Source organism: Sphingobacterium puteale, from assembly GCF_050986225.1.
Lineage (GTDB): Bacteria > Bacteroidota > Bacteroidia > Sphingobacteriales > Sphingobacteriaceae > Sphingobacterium > Sphingobacterium puteale.
In genome coordinates, this window is the sequence record NZ_CP158959.1 from 6,258,205 (window position 1) to 6,283,496 (window position 25,292).

Consider the following 25,292-nt stretch of genomic DNA (forward strand, 5'->3'; position numbering starts at 1 on the left):
CGCTGCACTTACACTCTTTGCCCCATACTTCTTTAGTTATAAATCTTTTGAATTAAGAAATTATGTTACACGATCCTAATCATCTTTACATCTTCGACACCACATTGCGTGATGGCGAACAGGTACCGGGTTGCCAATTAACTACTCCAGAGAAAATTGAGATCGCAAAGGACTTAGAAAAACTGGGGGTTGATATTATCGAAGCTGGTTTTCCTGTTTCCAGTCCCGGAGATTTCCAATCTGTCGTAGAATTGTCCAAGGCGGTGAATGATGTTATTATATGTGCATTGACCCGTGCCAATCAAAATGATATCGACGTAGCTGCGGAAGCATTGAAATATGCCAAACGTCCACGTATTCATACCGGCATTGGCTCTTCAGATATGCATATCAAGTATAAATTCAATAGTACACGTGAAGAAATTTTAGAACGTGCCGTCGCAGCTGTAAAACACGCTAAATCTTACGTGGAAGATGTCGAGTTTTACGCTGAGGATGCCGGTCGTGCTGACTTGGAGTTTTTGGCTAAAATGATTGAATCAGTTATTGCTGCTGGTGCAACAGTTGTCAATATTCCCGATACCAATGGCTACTGCTTACCAGACCAATATGGTTCAAAAATCAAGTACCTTAAGGAAAATGTACGTAATATCGATCAAGCTATTATTTCTGCACACTGCCATAATGATCTGGGGCTTGCTACGGCCAACTCTATCGCCGCGATACAAAACGGTGCCCGTCAGGTAGAATGTACCATCAATGGTATAGGCGAACGTGCCGGTAATACCTCATTGGAAGAAGTTGCAATGATTCTTAAAGTGCATAATCAAGCTTTCGGAAGCCTAACTTCGAATATTGATAGCCGCATGTTTACCTATCTATCCCGTAAAGTGAGCGATATGATGAACATGCCCGTGCAACCAAATAAAGCGATTGTTGGCCGGAATGCCTTTGCCCATAGTTCAGGCATCCATCAAGATGGTTTCCTGAAGCACCGCGAAAACTACGAGATCATCAGACCGGAAGATGTAGGCCTTGATGAAGCAGATATCATTTTGACGGCCCGTTCAGGAAGACATGCACTTAAACACCATTTGGAGCGCCTTGGTTTCCATCTTGAAAAAGATGATCTGGCAGATTGCTATCAACGCTTTTTGGTATTGGCCGACGCAAAGAAAAATATTTGTGATGATGACTTAAAAAGCCTCATCCAAGAAAAGATATAGAAAATGGAAGGCTGCATCTGCAGCCTTTTTTTATCAAAAGACAACCTTAATCATCCTATTAAAAAAATGGATCTATCAACCTTAAACATCAACTCAGAAGCTACGCTTGAGCGCATCAAATCGGTGGTCAATCGTACGCCTTTACAATATAACCGCTATTTATCCGAAAAATATGGCGCAGAAGTTTATCTCAAACGGGAAGACTTACAGGTCGTCCGTTCCTATAAACTGCGTGGTGCCTACAACAAGATTATTTCCCTGACAGAGGAAGAGCGCCAACGGGGCGTCGTCTGTGCAAGTGCTGGTAACCATGCTCAGGGTGTCGCCTTTTCATGCAAAAAACTGGACATTAAAGGCGTTATCTTTATGCCCGGCCCGACGCCGCGTCAGAAAATCTCCCAAACTGAAATGTGGGGCAATGGAAATGTTGAAATTGTATTGACCGGAGATACGTTTGACGATTGCCAAAAAGCGGCACTGGCTTACACGGAAGAGCATGGCATGACCTTTATTCCTCCATTTGACGATCTCAAGGTTGTGGAGGGACAAGGCACCGTGGCCGTAGAAGCATTACAGGATCTTCCTGATATGGATGCCATCTTTATTCCGATCGGTGGTGGCGGTCTTGCGGCAGGAGCAAGTTACTACCTGAAAAGCAAAAATAAAGCGATCAAGTGTTACGGAGTCGAACCGGAAGGAGCACCTTCCATGCAGGCTGCGCTGGAAAACGGAGCACCGATCGAATTGGAGCATATTAACAAATTTGTTGATGGGGCTGCTGTAAAGAAAATTGGCGCGACCACCTTTGAGATTGCCAAACAATTGCTGGACGATACGCGCTCCATTCCAGAGGGCAAAATCTGTACTTGTATCTTGGAACTATATAATAAAGACGCCATCGTGGTCGAACCAGCGGGAGCACTTTCTGTTGCAGCTTTGGAATTTCACAAAGAAGAAATAAAAGGCAAGAAGGTCGTTTGTATTATATCAGGCGGAAACAATGATATCGACCGCATGAGCGAGATCAAAGAACTATCGTTACTTTATGAAGGTTATAAACATTATTTCATTGTCCGTTTTCCTCAGCGCCCGGGAGCATTAAAACTCTTCGTTTCTGAAGTGTTGGGTCCGAAAGATGATATTACCCGTTTCGAGTTTATCAAAAAAACAGAACGGGAAAGAGGTCCGGCCTTAGTTGGGATTGAGCTCAATAAACCTGAAGATTACGAAACACTGATCGCAAGAATGAAAGAGTATAAGTTTGATGTCATTGAAATCAACAAAGACCAAACATTGTTCGAATATTTGGTATAAGAATAAAAGCCAGTGATTAAAACGCTGGCTTTTATTCTTATACACTCTCATTTTTTTTCATATAGCTTGATGCCACCCAGTCACGATTTCGTCAAGTTCTAAAAAAACAGAAAATTTTCATCACATAAAAATCTTATATTTAAGTGTTTAATCAAAAAAATAAGCACATATGAGAGTACTAATTTTAACAATTTTGACCTTAATCGGTCAACTTAGCTTCGCCCAGACAGACAAAAGTAAACGCCCGAGTCCTCCAGAAAACACCAAGGTAACCACGACAGATGGGGTTACGATCGACATCAATTATAGCCGTCCTTCACTTAAAGGCCGTAAGCTTGGTGTTGATATCGCTCCCGTAGGAAAAGTCTGGCGTACAGGTGCCAATGAAGCAACCACCATCGAATTCAATAAAGATGTACTGGTCGAAGGCAAAAAACTAGCGGCGGGAAAATATGGCCTTTACAGTATCCCCGGAGAACATGAAACAACCCTTATGTTCAGCAAAGTATGGGACCAATGGGGAACAAAATATGATGCAAAAGACGATGCCCTACGTGTTTCGGTCAGCAACGGCACAAGCAGCAATGCGCAAGAGCAGTTTAAGATAAGTGCCACACCAGAAGGCACTGTATCCTTAGAATGGGGAGAATATGTGGTTCCCTTCAAAGTTAAAGCGAGTAATTAACTGATCCGATCAGTCCATTTACAAAATAGGACACTCGTCGACGTACGACGGGTAGCCTATTTTTGTATTGTCGGAAAGCAGTTGGTATGGTTAATAAATAGTCGTTTCTTCGCTAACGGTATTATCTGTTTTATTTAACCCGTACTTTAACATAAAGGCATTATACTCTTCCTCCTCGCGGGTCATTTTATCATACCAGTTCTTTTTAAGTATAAGTGTGGTAATACCCAATAGCAAGACTGTTGTCAACAAACCCTGTCCCTGTTTGATCACAATATACATGGGAACCAAGGTCAGGCAGCATTGCCATACAATACCAACGGCCACATTGGCCATATCCCGCTTAAAATGATCGTTCTTTTTGAGATCCGGGTATTTTTCTAGTGCTTTCTGATGAATGGGTCCCCAAAATCCCCAAGGCCGTACACGTACATAAAAATCAATCAGCACTTCCTTCTCGGTAGGCCGGGATAACCATGTACCTGCAAAACAGCCCAATAGAGATAGGACAAAAAGCAAAGGAAAAAAATAGAGCGGAAGGGTATCCGGAAAAAACTGCGGGAGTATCACTGCCCCAAATATACCCGCCAGCATTCCCCAGAAAAATCCGGCACCATTAAAACGCCACCAGTGCCATTTCAATACATTTGCCGCAATATAACCACCATATAAAGCGGAGACAATCCATTGTAATACCGAATTGATATTCTGCACATATAAGCCAATAATGGTACTACAAACGACCACAGCAATAGAAACCACATAACTCAAACGGATCTGCTTCTTTGGCGAAGCAGACCGGTACATAAACTTCAATAGTACATCATTTACCAAATAAGCCTGTGCGGCATTGACTGTTGAAGCGAAAGAAGACATAAATGCGGCCAATAGGCCCGCCAGCAACAGCCCGGTTAATCCTATCTTTCCGAAGCGGCTAATTGCCTTGGGCAGTATAATTTCAAAATCCATCTGATTGCCCATATGTGCAAATTCATCCCGAAAAAATACCAGAGCTAATACCGTGAAACCCATAATCATCAGATAACGCGGGATAAGTAGGATTACCGACACCGAACCACTCATTAAAGCGGCCTCTTTAGGGGTTCTGCAGGCCAATATCTTCTGCATGTCATAGTTGGCCGCCGGTCCTGCCATGCTCATAAATATACCTTTAAATAGCATCATCATCACAAATACCGCAAAAAGACTGTATTGATCATCGGCAATCCGGTCCATGATGGAAGGAAGTAAAGTACTCCAGTCCAAATCCAAGTGCCAACCGAAGAAGGGGGAGTCCCAACCTTCAGGTGTGTTTGCTGCCAATAGCTCGGGGCTAACCTCCTGCATGGCAATAACAGCGATGGCAATTCCCGAAATAATCATAATGCCAAACTTGACCATATCCGCCCACACAATACTGTGCATTCCACCAAGCATGACATAAAATGTCGTTATCGCTGTAAAGAGAATACCATACAGTTGCGGAGCCATTGCTGGGTCAATCGTCAAGGGAATAAAGCGGGATACCTGTTCCCACGGAAAAAAAACTTCCATGAACTTCCCTATACCGATAAAGCCATAACATAAAAACCCCATTACCGCAACTATGGCATATAGAATAACGATGGTATAAGCTCCATCAGCTCCCCGACCATGACCAAAACGTGTACGGATCCATTCTGCTCCGGTCAGGACATTGGATCGCCGCAGCCAGACCGACAGATAGACCATCAAAAAAATCTGATTAAAAACAGGCCATAACCAAGGGATCCACATGCTTTTTAAGCCATATACAAAAGCAAGATAGACCATCCACATGGTTCCCGAGATGTCGAACATACCCGATGCATCAGAAATACCGAGCATATAATAGGGAAGCGTTTTTCCGCCTAAAAAATACGAATCAAGATTCTTGCCGGCTCGCTTTTTAAGGATCAAACCGATGACAATCATCGCAAGCAAATAACTGACGATGATAACTATATCTATTACGGAAATTTCCATGAATATTCTTTTCGTGGTCATCCGCAATCTACAATTATATTTCTATTTCTCCAATTGATCAATCACGACCGAAACAGGATAGTGATCAGATATCCCCTCAAGTGCGGGACCATTATGTACCTCCACCTGCTTGGCATGAGATGCTAAGGGTTCAGACAGCAAAATATAATCAAGTCGTTCAGAAACCGTGGCTATCCTGGGGTCTCCCCATTTCCAATTGTAAAGCGTAGCTGAAGGATAGCTGGTACGTTTGATTTCGGGAAATATAGATCGTCCGATACAATCTTCAAAACCCATGGCCAAAAAAGTCGATAGTACACTATAATCAAATCGCCCCCCTCTCATATTGCCATATTGGGGATGCTCCGTGTCCCATTTTATGAGATTGTTCTTCAAAGAGGACTGCTTTTCCAGCCAAATGGCATCCAATGGGGAATAGGCATTCAGATCCCCCAGAATAATACAGCTATCCAGGTGATTATTTTTTACATATTCTGCGATTTGTTTTGCTTCCCCCAGCCGATATTGCCAGGAAAAGGGACTAAGATGCGTGACAATAAAGTCTAAGTTTTTAATCTTCACATGCAGCATACCATGCCAAAATTTATCTAGCCGGGCGTTGACAACAGTGATCGGATACCGGGAGGAAATACCGACAGGATAGCCTTCCTCCTTTAATAAAACAGCGTAGTTGTGGGCGTATGTCTTGGCCAATTGTAGTAAGTCGGCCCGCTTAAAGTCCACCAGTTCCTGCAATGCCACAACATCAGGTTGCTCCTTCTTCATCCACGCACTAAATTTATCCTTTCGATCCTGCTGCTTTTCAAAACCGTTCCAAATATTATAGGAAATAATTTTCAACTTCGCCCGTTCCTGGGCATACAAAAGGGATGTCAGACACAGAAGACCAATCAGAGTCAGGATTTTAATATTATCTTTCTTTAACATATCACGAGTTTGTTCAACGTACATTTTTTTACTGCATTTCATACAGCCATAACTCTCATGAATCCACAAGATTTCATTTATACTGGGCAGTTGAGCTCGATACCGGATCAAATATGCCCTCTAGGCCAGCTTCATCTATCTCTATTTTGTCAGGCGATCGATCGTTCCATTGCTTTTATTACCCACGTAGGCGGCATTATGATCGATCAGATGAATCACTTTGCGCAATGATTCCGCAGAGCGTAGCCCGTCCTCCGGTGTATTCAGGCAATAATCCAGCAGTTTGGTCACCGAAGAAACCGCAACATGTGTCCGCGTATCACTGGAGGCATAATAAATGTATACGGTACCATCCGCGTCCATGATCCAACCATTGGAAAACAATACATTGGAGACATCGCCTACTCTTTCCTCCCCCTCGGGAGCCATCAGATAACCCGCCGGTTCCGCAATTAATTCGCTTGGATCCTCCAGGCTCGTGAGATAAAGGTATAACACATAGCGTAAGCCGGCGGCAGTCCCCCTTACCCCGTGCGCGAGGTGTAACCAGCCTTGATCCGTCTTTAATGGCGCTGGCCCCTCCCCGTTTTTGAGTTCTTTGATGGTATGGTAAAAACGCTTATTAATAATCTTTTCCTGACCGATTACGGCATTGCTGATATCGTTCACAAGAGCCCACCCGATACCGCCACCACTTTTTGCCAAAATAAAATCATCCTGAGGGCGTGTATAAAATGCATACTTACCTTCCACAAACTCTGGGTGCAACACCACATTACGCTGCTGGCTATTTGCCGTTAGATTTGGTAGACGGTCCCAATGAATCAGATCTTTCGACCTGATGATTCCTGCCGAAGCAACCGCACTTGAAAGATCACCGGGAGCAGCATCAGGAACATGCTTCTCACTGCAGAAAATACCGTATACCCAACCATCCTCGTGAGCTGTGAGCCGCAGATCATAGACATTTGTTTCCGCTTCGTCCAAATCAGGCAACAATAGCGGATACTCCCAAAAATGAAAATTGTCAACACCATTATCGCTTTCAGCGACCGCAAAAATAGACTTCCGGTCAACACCTTCCACACGGACGAATAACAGGTATTTACCTTTCCAATGCAGTGCACCAGCGTTCATCGTTGAGTTGAATGCGATTCGCTCCAAAAAATGAGGGTTTGTCAATGGATTGAAATCATAGCGCCAGCTGAGTGGAATATGTTCTTTGGTAACAACAGGATTTAAATAACGGGTGACAATCTTTCCCATATCCAACAGACCGACATTCGTTTTTTCCAATAATAAGCGTTGCGTTTCGATAATATAAGTTTGTTGACGTTCAAAGGATTCGGACATAAATTACGTAAGTTCAAAAAGTTTATTTATAAATTCGCGGGATATAGTGGTATACGTGTTACGCGGTGAAATGCGGTACCACTACCGGCAGTGATCTCCAGCTCAAATACAACCTCTTTCGTTTTAGGGCTAATCTCAATGACACGTCCTCCCGTCCCGGTACTTGTTTTGACGCCCATGCCCGGAAAGAATAGTATATTACCTGTCTGCGGGAGGTATTGCACACCGGACAAAGCCTGAGAAAAAGCCTCGACTCCCCTTTCCTTTCCATAACACCAAAGTTGTTGTACTGTTCTTTTAGTTGCGTCAATTTTATACTCAACAACCCGGCTATAATTATTTGTACCGCTTCCAAAATTGGGAATCCAATTCCGGTTATAGCCATTATCAAAGACCAAAATACGATCTTCCGCAAGTGCAACCGGAGTATGAGGGCCCCAAGGCCAGTCAAATCCTGCGGTGCTGGCATCCCCATTGATAACAGCAGGGTCAGTAATGAGTGTCCCATCTTCTGCAATAGGTTTTAAAAGCAAGGATTGATATTTAGCTCCCCAAAACTTATGTGGAGATATCATCCATTGTGGTTGCCCAGATTGGTTAAAACATAGGATTCCCTGATATCTTAAAGTCGCCAATAAGTCATTTCCGATTTCGGCAATAGAATTATTGTGGGCCCAATTATTGGGCGTCTGTGAAAATGCAGGTGGTGTAATACCATCAGGTTTTATATAGCGAGCTGTGTCCAGTTGTTTGGCAAGATCCCATTCCATGACCAAACTCCCTGTCTGGGGATTCAGTTCGATGATATGATCATTCACACGCGGTTCACCATTAACTAAACGCGCGGCCGTTTTTGTGACTGTTATTAAAAAATTGCCATTGGCAGCCTCTGTAATTTCATGGTGAAATCCGAATCCTGATTTAGCGAGATCCCATTCACGTTTCAAATTACCGAACATATCAATTTCCACTACTCTTTTCTGGGATTGGTCACCAGCAATAAAAGTTCCGCTTTTAGTACGCTTGAGACCAATGGAATAAGAGAGCCGTTGCAGTTCCGGGGATGATTTAAACTGCAGAAGCCAACGCAATTCACCCTCCTGATCAACCATATATGGAAGTGAAACATCAGCTTCGCTTCGCCCTGGATAATGCACAAGATTGACGCCCGGCTCCATTTTACCGGCTTGGGCTTTTACTATTTTCCACCTTGGAAAGTCTTGCATATTCAATGCCGCAGTCTGGATATGTATGGTCGTTTTCCCTCTTTCGTTTCCTTCGCGATCGGTAAAAATCAAATCGACAATATTGTCGTGATCAGGATATAAGCCCAGCACAGGCACGCTTTGTCGCGGAATATCGGTATAGCACAAATGTGTAATTGCTCCTGCGGAACCATTTTTGCCCTGCACAGTTACTTTTACACGACCGTAAGTAGGTAGCCAAACATCAACCAAAGCCGCGAGTGGATTGCAGCCCGAAGGATTGAGCTTAATTTTTTCAACAATATAATCCAGCGCAGTACCTTTTGTCGGAACGATTAATTTATCCCCATTTCTGAAGGTTAGATTGGTGCGCCAGCGTTCGAGCTCAGCTTTGATGTTAGAAACCTCTTGCTGTGGAATATGGACACGGCTCTTTTCAAAATTGAAAACATACTCTTCTGCTTTCTCCTCGACGTTGAGGAGCAATTCACCAGCCTCAATTTTTGCATTTAGGGATAGCTTTGCCGTTGATGCTTCCGATGTCTCCCGATCTTTCTTACACGAAACAAACAGTATAAACAAGGTTGTGGTATATAAAGCCAAATTTGCAAAGGTCCTAGCTATTCTTGTTGTTATCATACCCATATGTTATAAAAATGGAACTTCTATTATATTCCAACAGCGAAAATTCCGCAATACCATTACTACGGTTGGGGACAAATTTAAGCTGAAATGCTTACAGTTTCAGATGAACTAAAACCGTAAGCATTTTCTGCGTTTATCGCCACAATGGATGTTGCTGAATTTTTGAATTTGTATTGATTTCACCTTCCGGAATAGGAAGATAATAATGTTTGGGCTGGAAATTATTCGCACCTTGCTTTTTGTTATCTACAAAAATCTGTTTCATTTGTGTTGGTGTATACCACCGTTTTAGATCAAAAAAGCGATGTCCCTCAAAGAAAAATTCCAATTCATTTTGTTTTATGATTTCTTTCATCAACTCATCGGCATTGGCCCAGGTTTTATTTGCTAAACCTGCGCGGTCACGAACGCGCTTCAAGCTAGATGCGGCTCCAGCGATATTTCCATTTTTGGCACAGGCTTCAGCATGCAATAACAAGACCTCAGCAAATCGAAATACACGAAGGTTATTATTCCGGTTTGCAGCATCGTACATACTATTTGCTCCAGCGATATTTCTATAAAAATTGGTATATTTCTTAATCAGGAAACGACCGGTTTTACCGTCAATTGTTGGGTAAGTTGGCTCCCCACGTTGCCGCTTCGGTCCAGCATTACTCCACATAAGGTCAAAAGGCTGATTGCCAAACCAGGCACCATCAGTAAGACCTGTTTCATAATCTGAATATTTCCAAAAGAAACTTGTGTACATCCGTTTATCAAAGCGGGTATCTGAACCTGCGGGACGTTCTTCTGAAATAAAATCACGAACAACAGCTGCCCCGGGCATTAATTTAAACCAGGCACCTGTACCATCTGGTCCAGCAAAGTTAGGCAGCACAAAGCCCATCGCACAAGAAGCACAGTCTACCCCCCAATTTCCATCCCCACCGAACTTACTGTCATAAACTATTTCCCAAACCGACTCCTTATTAAGCTTAGTTGTTTCCTTGAAATTATCTTCAAAATTAGTCATCAGCTCATAAGCATAGGGGGCAGTCAATAAGGCCTTCAATTCTGTTTCGGCCTCGGTATATTGTTTGGTATATACCAATGCCTTCCCCAGATAGGCGACCGCAGCCCCTTTCGTAACCCGGCCAGCCTCGGCTGCAGATCGTGTTATTGGCAGATTGTCCTTCGCTATTTTAAAATCTGCAATGACCTGTTTCCATATTTCAGCTTCAGGTGACGCAGGTTTGCTCGCACCATCTGGATCATCGTCTGTCGGCAATACTCTTAACGGCACATCACCATAATTAGCCGCAAGCAGAAAATAATACATTCCCCTTAAAAAGCTAGCTTCTCCGACCAGCTCTTTTTTTCGGTTTTCATCCATTGAAACACGCGGTATATTTTTTAAAAACACATTTGCTCTATTTATTCCGCTATACAAGCTACCAAAATCACTTTCTGGGGTACCTGCGGAATTGAGGAAGTTGACATATTCCCATGTAAATGCTTCCTCACCACTTAGAAACCACATATCATCCGCTCTGTTCATCGTTTGATAACCACCGTACGCCCCATAGTAGCCTGACATTTGTGAACGAATTGGTGAATAAATCGTAGCCATCGCAGACTGCGCATCGGATTCAATTGCCCAATAAGTCTCTTCAACTGGTAAATTCGGATTGGTTCGATCCAAAAAATCTGACTTACAGCCTCCTAAGAACAATAAGGATGCTGCTATAACTGTATATTTTTTTATTGAAAAGTTCATCTATATCGTATTTAAAAAATAAAATTTATCTATTTAACAGATCGATATCCATTAAAAGTTAGCCTGAAAGCCAAACATAATAGTCCGTGCCAATGGGAAACGACCATGATCCGTACCAGCTGTTAATACACCAGATGGCGTTCCATTATCACCGTTGCTCTGACCTAGATCCGGCGTATAGCCTTTATATTTTGTCACGGTAAACAGATTGTCCCCAGCCAGAAATACGCGTGCGTTTTTCAAAGTAGCCTTACTTAGCCATTCTGCGCGTAGTGTATACCCAACTTCAATAGTTTTTAAACGTAAGAAAGCTCCGCTCTCAATCCAACGGTCACTCACCCGACGCTTATTGTCATTTGGATCCTCCCGTGTGTACCGCGGAATATCAGTATTTGGTTTGCTTGGCGTCCATGAATCTAATAAACGGGCAGAATGATTATTCACTTCATTGGTTTGTTCCATGCGTGCCCGGGTATAGTTATAAACCTTATTACCATACATGCCATCAAAGAAGACAGTCATATCGAATCCTTTATAGTCTAGTCCTCCTCGAATACCATAAGCAAGACTTGGGAAAGGGCTACCAACATACTGACGGTCATTATTATCAATACGACCATCTTTGTTATAATCTACAAATTTGATATCCCCTGCAGCGGCATTTGGTTGAATTACTTTACCATCCACAGATTTATAGCCTTGTGCTTCTGCATCTGACTGGAAAAGTCCATCGGTTTGGATCACCCAAAACCCTCCAATTGGATAACCAACTTTAGCCCAGGTAATTGTACCCTCACCCTGCGGGTTGTAACCACCAAATTCCTGAACGTTACCTATTGTAACAGCTTTCACTTTATTTTTTACCGTGGAAGCGTTCACACCAATGCTATAGTTCAATTCTCCAACAGAATTCTTGTATGTCGCTAATAACTCAAAACCCTTGTTGCTAATTGTACCCGCATTCATCACCGGAGTTCCCTTAAGCCCAGCCGAAGGAGGTTGATTGATCCCTAAAAGAATATCTTTTGTCTCGCGTACATAATAATCTGCGCTGATGTTCAATTTCTTTTGCATAAATGCCAAATCCAATCCAATATTGCTTGTCGCTGTTTCTTCCCAAGTCAGATTTCGCGGTGAAACCCAATTGATACCGGTACTTGCTCCCTGCCACCAGGTACCACCTTGCAAATAATTGATGCCATAAGTAGTTATCCTTTGTGTGGTGTAATTTGCAATTTCCTGATTACCCAGTCGACCATAACTGGCACGGAGTTTAAATTCATTTACTGTACCTTTTGCTGTTTCGAAAAATTTCTCATTCATCACATTCCAGCCGAGAGCGATAGACGGAAATACCCCATATCGTGCTCCATCTGCGAATTTGGAAGAACCATCGCGACGTATTGTCGCTGTAAGTAGGTAACGACTATCATAACTATATATTAAGCGTCCAAACTGGGAGATCAATGCCGCTTCATTTAGACTACCTGAAGTCGTTTGTTCCGTCGGAGAGGCAGCATCAATAGCATCAGTTCCCAATGGAAGATTATTTCTCCCCGCACCAAAACCCCGATTGGTGTTTTCCTGCGCGGAATAACCCGCTAATAATGAAATGCTGTGTTTGTCAAACGTGTTATCGTAATGCAATGTATTTTCAACTAACCATTGATTGTTAAAAAATGCGCTTTCATTGAGAAAAGATTTACGCACATCGGTACCATAGGTATAGGCATCCCCTTTATTATAATTCCTGCCAGTTGTCTTGTTGACCCCGACATTTAATTTATATTTTAGCCCCTTAACAAACAAATCTACTTCGGCGTATCCATTGAGCATAAGATCCGTCTGATATACATGTCGGTTAAATAAGTTCAAAATCCCCACTGGATTGTCCAAGTTCTTCATCCACGGCGCATAAGTAGCATATCCACCAACTAAATTGGCATCATAAATAGGTACCAAGGCGTTTTGCCTTAAGATATCTGTGATAGTCAGGTCTGAAAATTTTCGGTCACCTGATTTTATCAAAAAGGTATTTCCTAGCCGTAAGTGGTTGTTAAAAAAACTAAAGGTATTTTTTGTACGCAGATTGAAAGCTTTATAACCGGTAGTCTTCAAGATACCTTGTTGATTTAAGTAACCTCCGGACACACTATAGGTAGACTGTTCTCCCCCACCAGAAATATCGAGATTGACCTTATTAACTGGGGCTGTATGAAACACCTCGTCCTGCCAATTCGTATTTGTATTCAGATTTTGTGCTTCTTTTGGTAGATACCCGTTATCCTGTTGAAACTGTTTCCATTGTGGGCCATCCATCAAATCCATTTTTTTAGGAAGGCTTTGAATACCCGTGTATGCATTTACGCTTAAAGTCGCTGGAGTTGCTTTTCTACCGCCTTTTGTGGTAATGATAACAACACCATTGGCCGCCCGAGATCCATAGATCGCAGCAGCTGAAGCATCTTTCAAAACTTCCAGTGAAGAAATATCATTGGGATCCACCATATTGATATCGCCAAATACGCCATCAATGACGTAAAGAGGCGTATTATTCCCCATAGAACTTAGCCCACGGACATTAATGCTCATACCTGCCCCCGGCGTTCCACTAGCGTTAGATACCGTTACCCCGGCAACACGCCCCTGTAATGCGCCAGCAGCACTCTTTGCTAGATTAGACTGCAGGTCCTTTCCTGTAACAGATGCTACAGCACCTGTTAAATCACCTCTTTTTACCGTACCATACCCGATAACAACAACTTCCTCCAAGTCGGTGCCCGACTGAAGTATAATACTATATGCCGATGCTTCATTAACAAGAACCTCCTGTTCCTTCATACCTACATAGGTAATTTTTAAGGTCTTCCCTTTCTCAACATCAAGCACGAACGAACCATCAGCATCAGTTTTTGTCCCTCCGACACCACCTTTGATGTTTACAGTAGCACCCGCCACTGGCCTATTATCCGCATCAAGGACTTTTCCCCTTACTTTTTGGGATTGTTGTGCCCAAGCAAACGTGCCATAAGCCGAAAATAAAAGCAGTAAAGCTGTTTTTTTCATATTTTGTGTATTTAAGGTTTACAATAAATAAATAGATAGATTGTATATAATATGTTTATACTTAATTGGTATGCTATTATTGGTCTACAGGACGAAATTAGAGAAAAGGAGAAGTCAGGAATAGCAAGATCAGGTCATTTGTATTGTACTTTTAATTCATATTTCCGATAAAGGTATCTCAAGAAATATAAACACAAACGATTGCGCACTCCAAAAATTTAAAGAGGTTAATGAAAATACACACCAGCTTAAAACAAAAATCAAAACACTGAAAAACAACACATTAAAAATAAATCAGCAGCAATTCATTGAACTCTAAGTCCATTTTTATTGAATTATTTCGCAGCATTGGACAATGCTGTGTGATCGTTTTTCAAACAGTATGGTTACTATCCGACAAGTTTCCGATACTCAGCCATTGCTGTCGTAAGTATGAAAGAATGTACGCAGAATCTGCGTATAAGAGAAGATGTAACAGCCAGATTGCTAGATAATCATCTGCTGTTTCCGCAGGCTATTTCTGTATTCAATGGGTGTTATCCCTTTTTTCTTCTTGAATACACGGTAGAAATAAGAAACACTATTAAAACCACATTGCTCGACGATATCGGCAATTGGAGTCTCCTCTTTTAATAGCCTTACAGCCATGTTGATCCGAAAGTCAAGTAAGTAATCTGTAAAATTCAATGTTGTAGCCGATTTCAAAAAGCGAGAGAAGGTCGATTTGCTCATGTTCATAATCGCCGCCACCATAGGCAGGCTCAATTCTTTGTTGATATTAGCAATGACATATTCCTGCAGACGCCCCATAAGCAGTTCGCTATTGCTCAAAACAGTATTTGTTGCTGTGGATAATACACGGATATCCTCGCCCTTTGAGAGTTCATAGAGCAAGACAAGCAGCTTCATCACCGAATAGAAACCGTCGCGCTCTAATGTCAATATACGGAGCAAAGGAAGCACACGATCGACAGTATTTTTTCCAAATACAACCCCGCGAGATGCTTTTGACAAAAGTTGTTGTATACTTGTAAATTGCTTTTTATCCAGATATTGTTCGATGAGAGAAGGATGAAACTGTATGGTGATTTCATGAATATCGTTCGATTGGCATTCGCCATCTTTCCAGGCATGTTCAAGCTCAGGGCTTGCAATCAGTACCAGGTCCTGTTCACCGATCGTTTCTATGGAATTACCAATGATACGTTGTGCGCCGGGAGCCCCTTCCACATAATTGAGCTCGTATTCGGGATGGATATGTACCGGAAAAGTGAAAGAAGATTTTCGCCTGTCAAAGACCACAAAGCAGTCATCAGCGGACAATGGTGATTTCTCTCGAAATATATCAGGTCTCATAATCAGTTCTTATTCCCTTTGGTAAATTACTCAAACTTAACTAAAATTATACGCATAACCAATGCCACCTTCTTATCAAAAAACATTTCAACTCAGCGACAGTCCGTTAATTTGAGTTGCTGCCTCCCCGCCACTCAAGCGTCGGTCATCATTTTCCACTGTACAAAATGCATCACCATTCATTTTGTACAGTGGAAAAATACCTGATGGGACTTTATTCTTCTTATAAGATAAGAAGAAAATAGGCTGCATTTTAGACAGCCTATTTTTCATTTAGACACAACAATTAATTCTTTAAGTATTTTTCCAGGAATTGATCCTGCTCCCATAGGAGGTGAAAGATATTCTCCTTCGCGACGTAGCCATGGGCTTCACGTGGCAAAATCACCATGCGCACAGGCGCGCCCAAATTCTTTAAGGCCTGAAAATAACGTTCTGTCTGTAGAGTAAATGTTCCCGGATTATTATCGGCTCCGCCATGAACAAGCAATAAAGGTGTCTTCATCCGGTCTGCACTGACAAATGGGGACATGGTCATATACAACTTTGGATCATCCCAAAAGTTACGTTGTTCGCTTTGGAAACCAAACGGTGTTAATGTTCTATTATAAGCCCCTGAACGGGCAATTCCGGCAGCAAAAAGCTTTGAATTGGAAAGCAGATGTGCAGTCATAAAAGCCCCGTACGAATGTCCGCCAACCGCAACTTTTTTGCGGTCAATATAGCCCAGTTTATCTACCGCATTAATCGCTGCCTCGGCATTGGCGACCAGTTGCTCAATAAATGTATCATTCGGTTCCTTCTTTCCTTCACCTACAATCGGGAAGGCCGCATTATCCAGTACAGCATAGCCTTTGGATACCCAATAGATAAATGAGCCATAACTTGGGAAGGTAAATTCCTTCGGATTCGCCGTACTTTGCCCTGCAGTATTCTTGTCTTTATATTCCCTCGGATACGCCCACATCAACAGGGGTAATTTTTCCTTTTTATTCAGGTCATAGCCGGCTGGTAGATATAACGTCCCCGAAAGCTCCACACCATCCTTACGTTTATAGCTTAAGATTTCTTTATGAACTTTTTCAAGTGATTTAAATGGGTTTTCTAATGTTGTCAATGCAACTTGTTTACCCGATTTTATATTTTTTAGGTAATAATTCGGATAGACTGATGCGGATTGAAGTGAAATCAGTAATTCACCCGTTTTTGGATTTATAATCTCTCCGATCCGCTCTTGTAGCTCAGATGCAGCAGCTGTATATAATCGTTTTTTCTTTAACGTTTGTAGGTCCAATTCTTCAACAAATGGGAACTCACCTTCTTTTGTAAAGCCTTTTCCTACAAATAAGGCTTTGTCTTTATCGATATACATGCTGTAGTTTCCGAGCGCATTTTTCTGTTGATATACGTTCCCCGGATCGTTATAGACATCCTGACTATTTCTGTCATGCAGCAATTTGGATTCACCGGTCGAAGGATTGACAACAAAAGTCTTGGCATTACGCGTATCGTACCATTGCGAATAAACCAACGCATACTTATCATTCCCCCACACAACTCCTGCATAGCGGTCCTTCGTTTTGAAGATCAGCTTTCCTGCACCCGTATAAGGGAAGTCCAACGTATAAAGGGCATCACGAAATTCTGCCGCTTTGTTGGCATCGCCACCATCCAGGGCTTCAACATAGGCTAAGGTTGCCGGCCGATCGTCCCGCCAGTGCAAAGACCGTCTTCCTGGACGTGTCGAAGAAAACCCTTTGGGCATAACCTCCGTTAAGGGCACCTCGTTAACCAGTGCAATCTCTTTTCCGGATAGATCATAGATCCGTGTCTGTTGCGGAAAACGTGAGGCTGGCACCACATAAGAATAAGGTTTTGCTATTGTTGTTACCATCACATAGGCACCGTTAGGCGAAAAGGAAACCCCTGTGTAGATACCTTTGTCTTTAAAATTGGAAATTGTTCCGTCCAGATCCACAAACTGCAAATTGGACTGTACCAAGGTTTCAAAATTCTGTTCGTCCTGCGGGTTTTTCAATAGATCCTGATAGGTTCTCAATTGTGATATCTTCCCGTCACTTGTTGATACAACTGGTCCAGTGGGCAGATCTCTGGACGGATCCAGTAATGGTTTTTTTTCTTTTGGCAACGCCGTAATGATTAATCTCTTTGAATTACCAAGCCATTGAAAAGGCGCATCCAGCGTCGCATTTAAATTGTAGGCGGTCAATTGTTTTACTGTTTTCGTTGTCAGATCCAGAACAAACAAAGCCGTCCCATTATCGTTTGTATTGGTAAATGCCAAATGGCTATTGTCCGGTGAGAATACAAAATTGGATAAGGAGGGTGTGTTCGGCATCCCCACAAAATCTGTATCCTCTACCTGTTGTCCGATTTTCTTCAAACCGATCTTATTGTAAAAGACTGTCGAACTTTCCATATTTGTGCGTGGATTGATCCGTAGTCCAGCCAATTTCATTTCTTCCTGCCCCAGTTCCTCCAGACTCTTATAAGTTGACCGATAAGTGAATAACAACCATTTGTTGTCACTTGACATTTTTATTTGAGGCGGGCGGGCAAAATCGGCCAGGGCCAAAATTTCGGAAGTCGGTTTTTGAAAGGTAATATTCTCTTGCGCTTGTGTTTTTAGAGACAATAATAGCAAGAGACCATAGTATAGCTTCTTCATAAATTTATTTTGCAAATTAGGGCAATAAAAAGTAATAAATTTATGAAAAAAAATCAAGCATTGTAGTCGTTTTATGACACTAAAATTAAACTTGAATAGTTTCATAAAAAACAGGCAAAATTTCATAATTTAAAGTTATCCACATTTATATACGCCAGTATATCAGACACTTATCAGCACCAACAAGCAGTAAACGCATCCTATGACAAACTTTTACCCAAAATGTGGAAAAGTCAAACTAGCGCTTCGCAAGAAAATATGTGATATTTGTTAAGCTAATGAAAGAATTGGCAATTCAACGAAGTAACGACCTTTCTTTTTCTACGAAGATTGGATTAAAAAAATAAACATACAAACATGGCAAGAATTATCAAATTTGAGAAAAACGATTGTGCTCCTTGTGCGCAAGTATCGGCTTATTTGGATCAAAAAGGTATCCAATATGAAACAGTTAATCCTTTTGATGAACCTGACTTGGCCGCAAAATTCAAAATCCGTACGGTACCAACAGTAATCGTATTGGAAGATGAAGAAATTCAACACCGTATCATTGGCTTTAAACCAGAAGAATTGGCAGCCATTGCACTTTAATAAATCGAAGTATCATTAAAACAAACACGACAACATGATACACATTTATTACGATTCCAGAACGGGTAACGTACAGCGTTTTATGGACAAAGTCGCACAGATCACTGGCTGGCAGATCCATAAAATTAGCGCTGACCTTCAGGTAAATCATCCCGGCCATTTGGTCACATTTACCACGAATTTTGGACAAGTGCCCGAAAACACAAAAGAATTCATGAAACGAGAAGCTAAAAACATTTATTCTGTAACCTCAAGTGGCAACCGCAACTGGGGGCCAAATTTCGGTTTGGCAGCTGATCGTATTTCACAGGATTTCGACATTCCACTGGCATTCAAATTTGAATTGTCCGGAACAATGGAAGATATAAACCAATTTATTGACATCTTAAAGAACTTTTGCGATGGTAGCAAACGAAGTAGCAAAAAACTGGATATTGCTTAATAATGAAATCATGATTAAGCATGATGACGAATTCAGCTTACATAAAGATAAGGAAGCTGTTCGTGCATATTTCCTGGAATATGTAAATAAGAACACGGTGTTCTTTTATACACTGAAAGAAAAAATAGACTATTTGATAGAAAACAATTATTATATTGATTTTTATCAATGGTTTACATTTGAAGAAATTGAAGAAGTATTCAACTATGTGTATGCCAAAAAATTCCGTTTCGAATCCTTTATGGCAGCCTTCAAATTCTTCCAGAGCTATGCACTTCGTGATGACTCCGGTGAAAAATTCCTGGAGCGCTACGAGGACCGCGTTGTTGCGGTATCCCTGTTCCTAGCACGTGAAGAAGGTGTAAAAAAAGCGATTGAATATGCGGAGATCATGATCAACCAAGAATACCAACCTGCAACGCCAACATTCTTGAATGCGGGTAAAAAACGCTCCGGGGAATTGGTATCCTGTTTCTTGGATGAAATTGGGGACAACCTGAACGGTATTGGTTATGCGGTTGATTCAGCCATGAAATTATCCTCTATCGGTGGCGGGGTGTCTTTCAATATCTCCAAAATCCGTGCACGTGGCGAAGCGATCAAAGGTGTTGAAGGCCGTGCAGGTGGTGTACTTCCGATCATGAAAATCATGGAAGATACATTCTCCTATGCGAACCAATTGGGGCAGCGCCCAGGTGCTGGAGCAGTATACTTAAATATCTTCCACTCTGATATTGAAGAATTCCTTGATTGTAAAAAGATCAATGTGGACGAAAAAGTACGCATCAAGTCACTTTCAATCGGTATTATCGTTCCGGATAAGTTCATGGAACTAGCGGAGAAAGACGAACCTTGTTATTTGATCTACCCACATACAGTGATGCAAGAGTATGGACAATTCTTGGATGAAATGGATATGGACAAGATGTACGATGAGTTGATCACCAATCCAAATGTCAAAAAGAAAAAAATCAACGCACGTCACCTGTTGGTTAAGATCGCACAGACACAAAAAGAATCAGGTTACCCTTATATCTTCTTCAAAGAAAATACCAATCGTGTACACGCTTTGAATGAAATTGGTCAGGTGAAATTCTCCAATCTATGTACTGAGATCATGCAGGTATCACAAGTATCCGATATCGAGATCTACGGTAAACAAGATACGATCCGTTACGGCATCTCCTGTAACCTTGGTTCGTTGAATATCGCTACGGTGATGGACAACAAACGCATCAAAGAAACAGTAAAAACAGCGATGCGAGCGCTAACAGTGGTCACTGATGTAACCAACATAGATATGGTACCTTCAATTGCAAAAGCAAACCGCGAATTGCACTCTGTAGGACTTGGTGCGATGAACCTACACGGTTACCTTGCGAAAAGCTTTATTATGTACGAATCTAATGAAGCCTTGGATTTTGCCAATACGTTCTTCATGATGATGAACTACTATTCATTGGAAGCATCCATGGAAATTGCCAAAGAACGTGGAAAAACATTTGTTGGATTTGAAAAATCAGCCTATGCAGATGGCACTTATTTCAATAATTACGTGAACCGTGACTACCTTCCAAAAACAGCTAAGGTACAAGAATTGTTCGAAGGTATACATGTTCCAACTGTTGAAGATTGGTTAGAATTAAAAGCAAAAATCAAAGAACATGGCATCTACCATGCGTACCGTTTGGCGATTGCTCCAAATCAATCTACATCCTATATCATGAATGCAACAGCGTCGGTCATGCCAATTGTGGATATTATTGAAGTGCGTGAATATGGTGATAGTACAACTTACTACCCAATGCCATATTTGACAAACGATAACTATTTCTACTTCAAATCGGCTTATGATATGGATCAGTTCAAAGTATTGAAATTGATTTCGGTCATCCAACGTCATATCGACCAAGGGGTATCTACAATTTTGCATACCAATTCGAAAGACTCCACAAGAGATTTGTCTAGATATTATATCTATGCACATAAATTGGGATTAAAATCCCTTTATTACACACGGACAAGAAAATCGACCATCGACGAATGTGTCTCTTGTTCAGCCTAATCTTGAGATTTTAGTATTTGGATATATAATGTGAATAGGTCAAAAGTTGCCAAGTTATCGGCAACTTTTGGCTTAATCAACAGATCAGAAATTCAAATACATGATAATAAATGCCTAATACTTTAAAATAAAAATGAGTAAAACATATAAAGCTGTCAATTGGAATACTCCCGAGAACGATTATGTATTGATGTTCTGGGAACAAAACATTCGTCAATTCTGGATTGACACCGAATACATTCCATCAAAAGATATCGATAGTTGGAAACGTATCAGCCCAGAAATGAAAGATGCCTATAAAAAAGCATTAGGTGGTTTGACCCTATTAGATACCTTGCAGAGTCATACGGGTATGCCAAAAATTATCGACCACATAGATACTTTACAAAATAAAGCTGTATTGTCCTATATGTGTATGATGGAAGCCATTCACGCAAAATCCTATTCCACTATTTTCACAACGGTTTCAACGACAGCTGAAATCAATGATATCTTCGAGTGGGTTCAACAAAATAAATACCTACAGTACAAAGCGCAGATGATCGACGGTTATTACCGCGCTATCGATAAAGAAGATGCTTCCGATGAGGAGATCTACATGGCTATGGCTGCTTCCGTATTGTTGGAATCCTTCCTGTTCTATTCAGGATTCTTCCTGCCTTTGTGGTTATGTGGTCAAGGTGAAATGGTTGCTTCCGCAGATATCATCAAGAAAATCGTCGCTGACGAATCTATTCACGGTGTATTCGTCGGATTGATGGCACAGGATCAATTCAAAAAATTAAAGAATCAAGATCAGGTAAAAGCACGCTTCCTGGCTTTACTTTATAACTTATATGAAAACGAGTTGAAATATACTGAAGAAATCTACACGGAAGTTGGTTTAACTGCGGAAGTGAAAGAATATGTTCGTTACAATGCGAACAAAGCATTGATGAACTTAGGTTTTGATCCGATCTTTGAAGTAAAACAAGTCAACCCAATTGTCTTAAATGGCTTGAATACAGAAACGACACAACACGACTTCTTCTCTAAGAAATCGACAAACTACGAAAAAGCGACAGAAATCGTCCACCTAAAGGATGATGACTTCAAAATGGATGTGCTTGTCGATATATAAGGATTTTCAATAGATCTAAAAAACCCGGAAGTTAAAACTTCCGGGTTTTTTATTAGGGTGAACGTATTCTATTGTTGCTGAAAAGCTTTAATGGCCTGACCGCGCCAAGCAGCATCAAGCGGAGCGCCAAGCAACCAGGTCAATGTGGGCGCGATATCATAAATCATCACTGTTCCTTTGATCTCCTTACCTTTGGGTACTCCCGGTCCGGTCATTACCCATGGAATCTCAACTTCTGCCAATGATTTGCCACCATGTCCTTTACCCGTACCTCCATGATCCGCAGCGACAACAAAGATCGTTTCATCTGCAATACCCGCATCCTTAACAGCCTGCTGCAATGTTCCGATCCGACGGTCCACCTGCTTTAGTTCGGCATAATATTCAGGTGTATCATGGCCTATGTTGTGACCGACACCGTCAGGCTGATCGAAATGCACAAAAGTGACTACCGGTCTTTCTTTTTTGATAATATCCACAGTCGTATTCAATGCTGCTTCGTCATCATCCTTGGTATTAATAATCTTTTGCACGACTTTATTATCAATCAGGTACCCTATTCCCGGCCAACTGTGAACCACAGCAAATTGCGCTTTGGGATTCATCTGTGCCACCGCATTGAACAAAGAAGGAAACATCCCATTTTCAGTTTTGACAGTTGAAGGGATTTCAGGTGTTTTGCTATCCCATTCCGTATAACCATGTATTGTCGGTCCGGCCCCCATCAGCATGGAAGCCCAGTTCACCGCACTAGACGAAGGTAAAACCGTACGAACATGTGTGCTATACGTTCCTTCCTGCATCATCTTTTTAAGATTGGGCATCTCCGCTTTTGGAAGGGCATAAGCTCCAAACCCATCGAATCCCACCAAAACGACATGCTTGATCTTTTTGCTTTGTGCCAACACCGCATTTGTAGTCAAACCTACCATGAGTAATGGCAATAATAAATTTCTAATTTTCATAATTGTTGCACTTGCAAAGACTTAAAGACTTAAAAATAGAAACTTTATTTTATTAATTATGTTAAGTAAACATTATTTAATATATCTATCCAATATGTTACATTAAATTTAAGACACATAAAAAGCCGCTAGAAATTCCTTCTAGCGGCTTTTGTAAAGGACAATTCACCACCATATCCAATTGTCTCAGCCCAGAATTTTAGTTACTATTAATAACCCGGATTTTGCTTTAAATTAGGGTTCATTGATATTTGTTGTTGAGGTATCGGAAATACTGTCTTTGTATCAGTTGTCGGCTTATGATCCCACCAAGTTGCTGTATGGAATTTACCAAAACGAATTAAATCCCTCCTTCTGAATCCCTCGAAAATAAACTCCCGACCACGCTCCGCTAAAAGTTCATCCAACGTTAATGTACTTGTTGTATATTGTCGTTCAGCCCAATCAGAATCGGTAAATGCTCTTTTTTTGCAACTATTGATTAGATCAACAGCTTCCTGTGATGCAATACCACCATTTTTCCGCATCAGGGCCTCTGCTTTCGCAAAATAAATCCAGCTCAAACGATAGACGTTCCAATCCGTATTATTGTAATTTTCATCGACGGGTATCTTTACACCATTAACATTCCCCACAAGTGAGTTACCGAGTTTATATTTATTAAAACGGATGCCACTATTTTCTTCACCGTCGCTCATTGTAGAGGATGTACCGCCAGTTTTGGCCCTTCGAATATAATCGACAAAAACCAACTGTTCTCCCTTATATTCTTCTGATCCTTCCACAGTTTTACCATCCACAAACTTAACCATCGGTCCGTCTAAAAACCATTCTTTTTTCCGCAGATCTTTTTCATTGTATTGACCAAAAACACCAGGGATCAAGACGATACCATTATTTCCAGTTCTCCCGCCACCATAAATCTCACTTTGCACGAAATGATAAAACTCACCAGGAAATCCAGTTGCAAAATCGGCTATTTTATAATCGTAGGCAATTGAAAAAATGGTTTCCTTGGACATATCATTCGTAGGCACATAAGAGTCTGTTATATTAGAGTCTAACGCCATAGCACCATTCAATCCTCCCCCGGCACCCGATATCAATTTGTCAGCCGCTGCGATACAATCGTCCCATCGTGGTTGCCCATACCATTTTTCAGCATTTAAATATAGTTCGACTAACATCGCATAACCTGTAGCCTGCGAAACTCGGCCTAACATCGCTCTAGATAGTTTGGGCGCTGAATCAATATTATCCAAGATTTCCTTTTCAATAAATTCAAAAACCTCTTTCGTAGAAGAAGGTTTGGGTAATGGTTCTTCCGCTGTACTAGGGGCTTTAGTCGTTATCGGGATGTTTCCGAATAGATCCATTAATTTCAAATAATGTAAAGCACGCAGCAGCTTAAGTTCGGCGATGAATTCGGTCTTCTCTACATCTGTTAAACCCATTTCAACCACATCAGATTTTTCAAGAATATCGATGGGACTATTACACAAACCAACCCCCCAATACATCAATACCCAAGCTTGGTTTAATCCACCTTCATCTACTGTCCAAGTGTGATAATGTAGCCGTTTCCATTTCCCGCCGTCTTCTCCATGCCGTCCCTTGGTTGGCCAGGCCAATTGATCCGCAGATAACTCCGCAGGCCGCCACCATCCATCCTGCCCTGAGGGGGATATCCATGCATTTGCATGCGTATATGGCCGTAATACTGCAGATATCACTTCATTCTTATTCTTATAAAAATCGCCTGCGACAATAACATCATAAGCGTTTTCATCTAGGTTTGTACAACTTGATGCATTTATTACACACACTAGAAGTAAAATTTTAACAATATTTTTCATAAT

The 25,292-nt window shown here is 41.5% G+C and carries 18 protein-coding genes; 7 read left to right on the forward strand and 11 right to left on the reverse strand.

What is annotated here, in order from left to right:
• Positions 1–62: 62 nt before the first annotated feature.
• From ABTV71_RS25985 to ABTV71_RS25995, 3 genes are all read left to right on the forward strand, one after another.
• Positions 63–1,226: a 2-isopropylmalate synthase gene (locus ABTV71_RS25985; protein WP_104383780.1), complete on the forward strand. Its 1,164-nt coding sequence runs from the start codon at positions 63–65 to the stop codon at positions 1,224–1,226.
• Between the two features lie 66 nt (positions 1,227–1,292).
• A complete protein-coding gene (ilvA, locus tag ABTV71_RS25990; protein WP_121120669.1) occupies positions 1,293–2,540 on the forward strand; it encodes a threonine ammonia-lyase IlvA in 1,248 nt (415 codons plus the stop codon).
• 169 nt (positions 2,541–2,709) lie between these two features.
• On the forward strand, positions 2,710–3,225 hold the full coding sequence (locus ABTV71_RS25995; RefSeq protein ID WP_433901584.1) for a DUF2911 domain-containing protein: 516 nt from the start codon (positions 2,710–2,712) through the stop codon (positions 3,223–3,225).
• Between the two features lie 90 nt (positions 3,226–3,315).
• Here ABTV71_RS25995 and ABTV71_RS26000 read toward each other — a convergent pair whose 3' ends face one another.
• The 9 genes from ABTV71_RS26000 to ABTV71_RS26040 form a co-directional block, all read right to left on the reverse strand.
• Positions 3,316–5,229 (reverse strand): sodium:solute symporter family protein, encoded by a 1,914-nt coding sequence (locus ABTV71_RS26000; protein ID WP_433901585.1) that lies wholly within the window; start codon positions 5,227–5,229, stop codon positions 3,316–3,318.
• Between the two features lie 42 nt (positions 5,230–5,271).
• Positions 5,272–6,201 (reverse strand): endonuclease/exonuclease/phosphatase family protein, encoded by a 930-nt coding sequence (locus ABTV71_RS26005; protein ID WP_433901586.1) that lies wholly within the window; start codon positions 6,199–6,201, stop codon positions 5,272–5,274.
• A 117-nt stretch (positions 6,202–6,318) separates the two neighbouring features.
• Positions 6,319–7,530: a glycoside hydrolase family 130 protein gene (locus ABTV71_RS26010; RefSeq protein WP_121120673.1), complete on the reverse strand. Its 1,212-nt coding sequence runs from the start codon at positions 7,528–7,530 to the stop codon at positions 6,319–6,321.
• Positions 7,531–7,556: 26 nt separating this feature from the next.
• Positions 7,557–9,374: an aryl-sulfate sulfotransferase gene (locus ABTV71_RS26015; protein ID WP_433901587.1), complete on the reverse strand. Its 1,818-nt coding sequence runs from the start codon at positions 9,372–9,374 to the stop codon at positions 7,557–7,559.
• Between the two features lie 139 nt (positions 9,375–9,513).
• A complete protein-coding gene (locus ABTV71_RS26020; protein WP_433901588.1) occupies positions 9,514–11,139 on the reverse strand; it encodes a RagB/SusD family nutrient uptake outer membrane protein in 1,626 nt (541 codons plus the stop codon).
• A 51-nt stretch (positions 11,140–11,190) separates the two neighbouring features.
• Positions 11,191–14,205 (reverse strand): SusC/RagA family TonB-linked outer membrane protein, encoded by a 3,015-nt coding sequence (locus tag ABTV71_RS26025; RefSeq protein ID WP_433901589.1) that lies wholly within the window; start codon positions 14,203–14,205, stop codon positions 11,191–11,193.
• Positions 14,206–14,691: 486 nt separating this feature from the next.
• A complete protein-coding gene (locus tag ABTV71_RS26030; RefSeq protein WP_121120676.1) occupies positions 14,692–15,561 on the reverse strand; it encodes an AraC family transcriptional regulator in 870 nt (289 codons plus the stop codon).
• An 87-nt stretch (positions 15,562–15,648) separates the two neighbouring features.
• Positions 15,649–15,834 carry a hypothetical protein gene (locus tag ABTV71_RS26035; RefSeq protein ID WP_433901590.1) on the reverse strand — a complete coding sequence of 62 codons (186 nt, stop codon included), beginning with the start codon at positions 15,832–15,834 and terminating at the stop codon, positions 15,649–15,651.
• A 13-nt stretch (positions 15,835–15,847) separates the two neighbouring features.
• Positions 15,848–18,250: a S9 family peptidase gene (locus tag ABTV71_RS26040; RefSeq protein WP_433901591.1), complete on the reverse strand. Its 2,403-nt coding sequence runs from the start codon at positions 18,248–18,250 to the stop codon at positions 15,848–15,850.
• A gap of 357 nt (positions 18,251–18,607) precedes the next feature.
• On the opposite strand from ABTV71_RS26040, the gene ABTV71_RS26045 reads away from it, so the two are divergent.
• The 4 genes from ABTV71_RS26045 (at position 18,608) to nrdF (ending at position 22,468) form a co-directional block, all read left to right on the forward strand.
• Positions 18,608–18,841, forward strand: a complete 234-nt coding sequence (locus tag ABTV71_RS26045; protein ID WP_077437059.1) for a thioredoxin family protein — start codon at positions 18,608–18,610, stop codon at positions 18,839–18,841.
• A 34-nt stretch (positions 18,842–18,875) separates the two neighbouring features.
• Positions 18,876–19,283 (forward strand): class Ib ribonucleoside-diphosphate reductase assembly flavoprotein NrdI, encoded by a 408-nt coding sequence (nrdI, locus tag ABTV71_RS26050; protein WP_104383772.1) that lies wholly within the window; start codon positions 18,876–18,878, stop codon positions 19,281–19,283.
• Entirely contained in the window at positions 19,243–21,348 is a 2,106-nt protein-coding gene (nrdE, locus tag ABTV71_RS26055; protein WP_108634861.1) for a class 1b ribonucleoside-diphosphate reductase subunit alpha, read from the forward strand. The genes nrdI and nrdE overlap by 41 nt, the downstream gene beginning before the upstream one ends.
• Before the next feature lie 133 nt (positions 21,349–21,481).
• Positions 21,482–22,468: a class 1b ribonucleoside-diphosphate reductase subunit beta gene (nrdF, locus tag ABTV71_RS26060; protein WP_121120678.1), complete on the forward strand. Its 987-nt coding sequence runs from the start codon at positions 21,482–21,484 to the stop codon at positions 22,466–22,468.
• Positions 22,469–22,536: 68 nt separating this feature from the next.
• Here nrdF and ABTV71_RS26065 read toward each other — a convergent pair whose 3' ends face one another.
• Both ABTV71_RS26065 and ABTV71_RS26070 read right to left on the reverse strand, forming a co-directional pair.
• On the reverse strand, positions 22,537–23,433 hold the full coding sequence (locus ABTV71_RS26065) for an alkaline phosphatase (protein WP_433901592.1): 897 nt from the start codon (positions 23,431–23,433) through the stop codon (positions 22,537–22,539).
• A gap of 209 nt (positions 23,434–23,642) precedes the next feature.
• Positions 23,643–25,289 carry a RagB/SusD family nutrient uptake outer membrane protein gene (locus tag ABTV71_RS26070; RefSeq protein ID WP_433901593.1) on the reverse strand — a complete coding sequence of 549 codons (1,647 nt, stop codon included), beginning with the start codon at positions 25,287–25,289 and terminating at the stop codon, positions 23,643–23,645.
• Between the last annotated feature and the right edge of the window lie 3 nt (positions 25,290–25,292).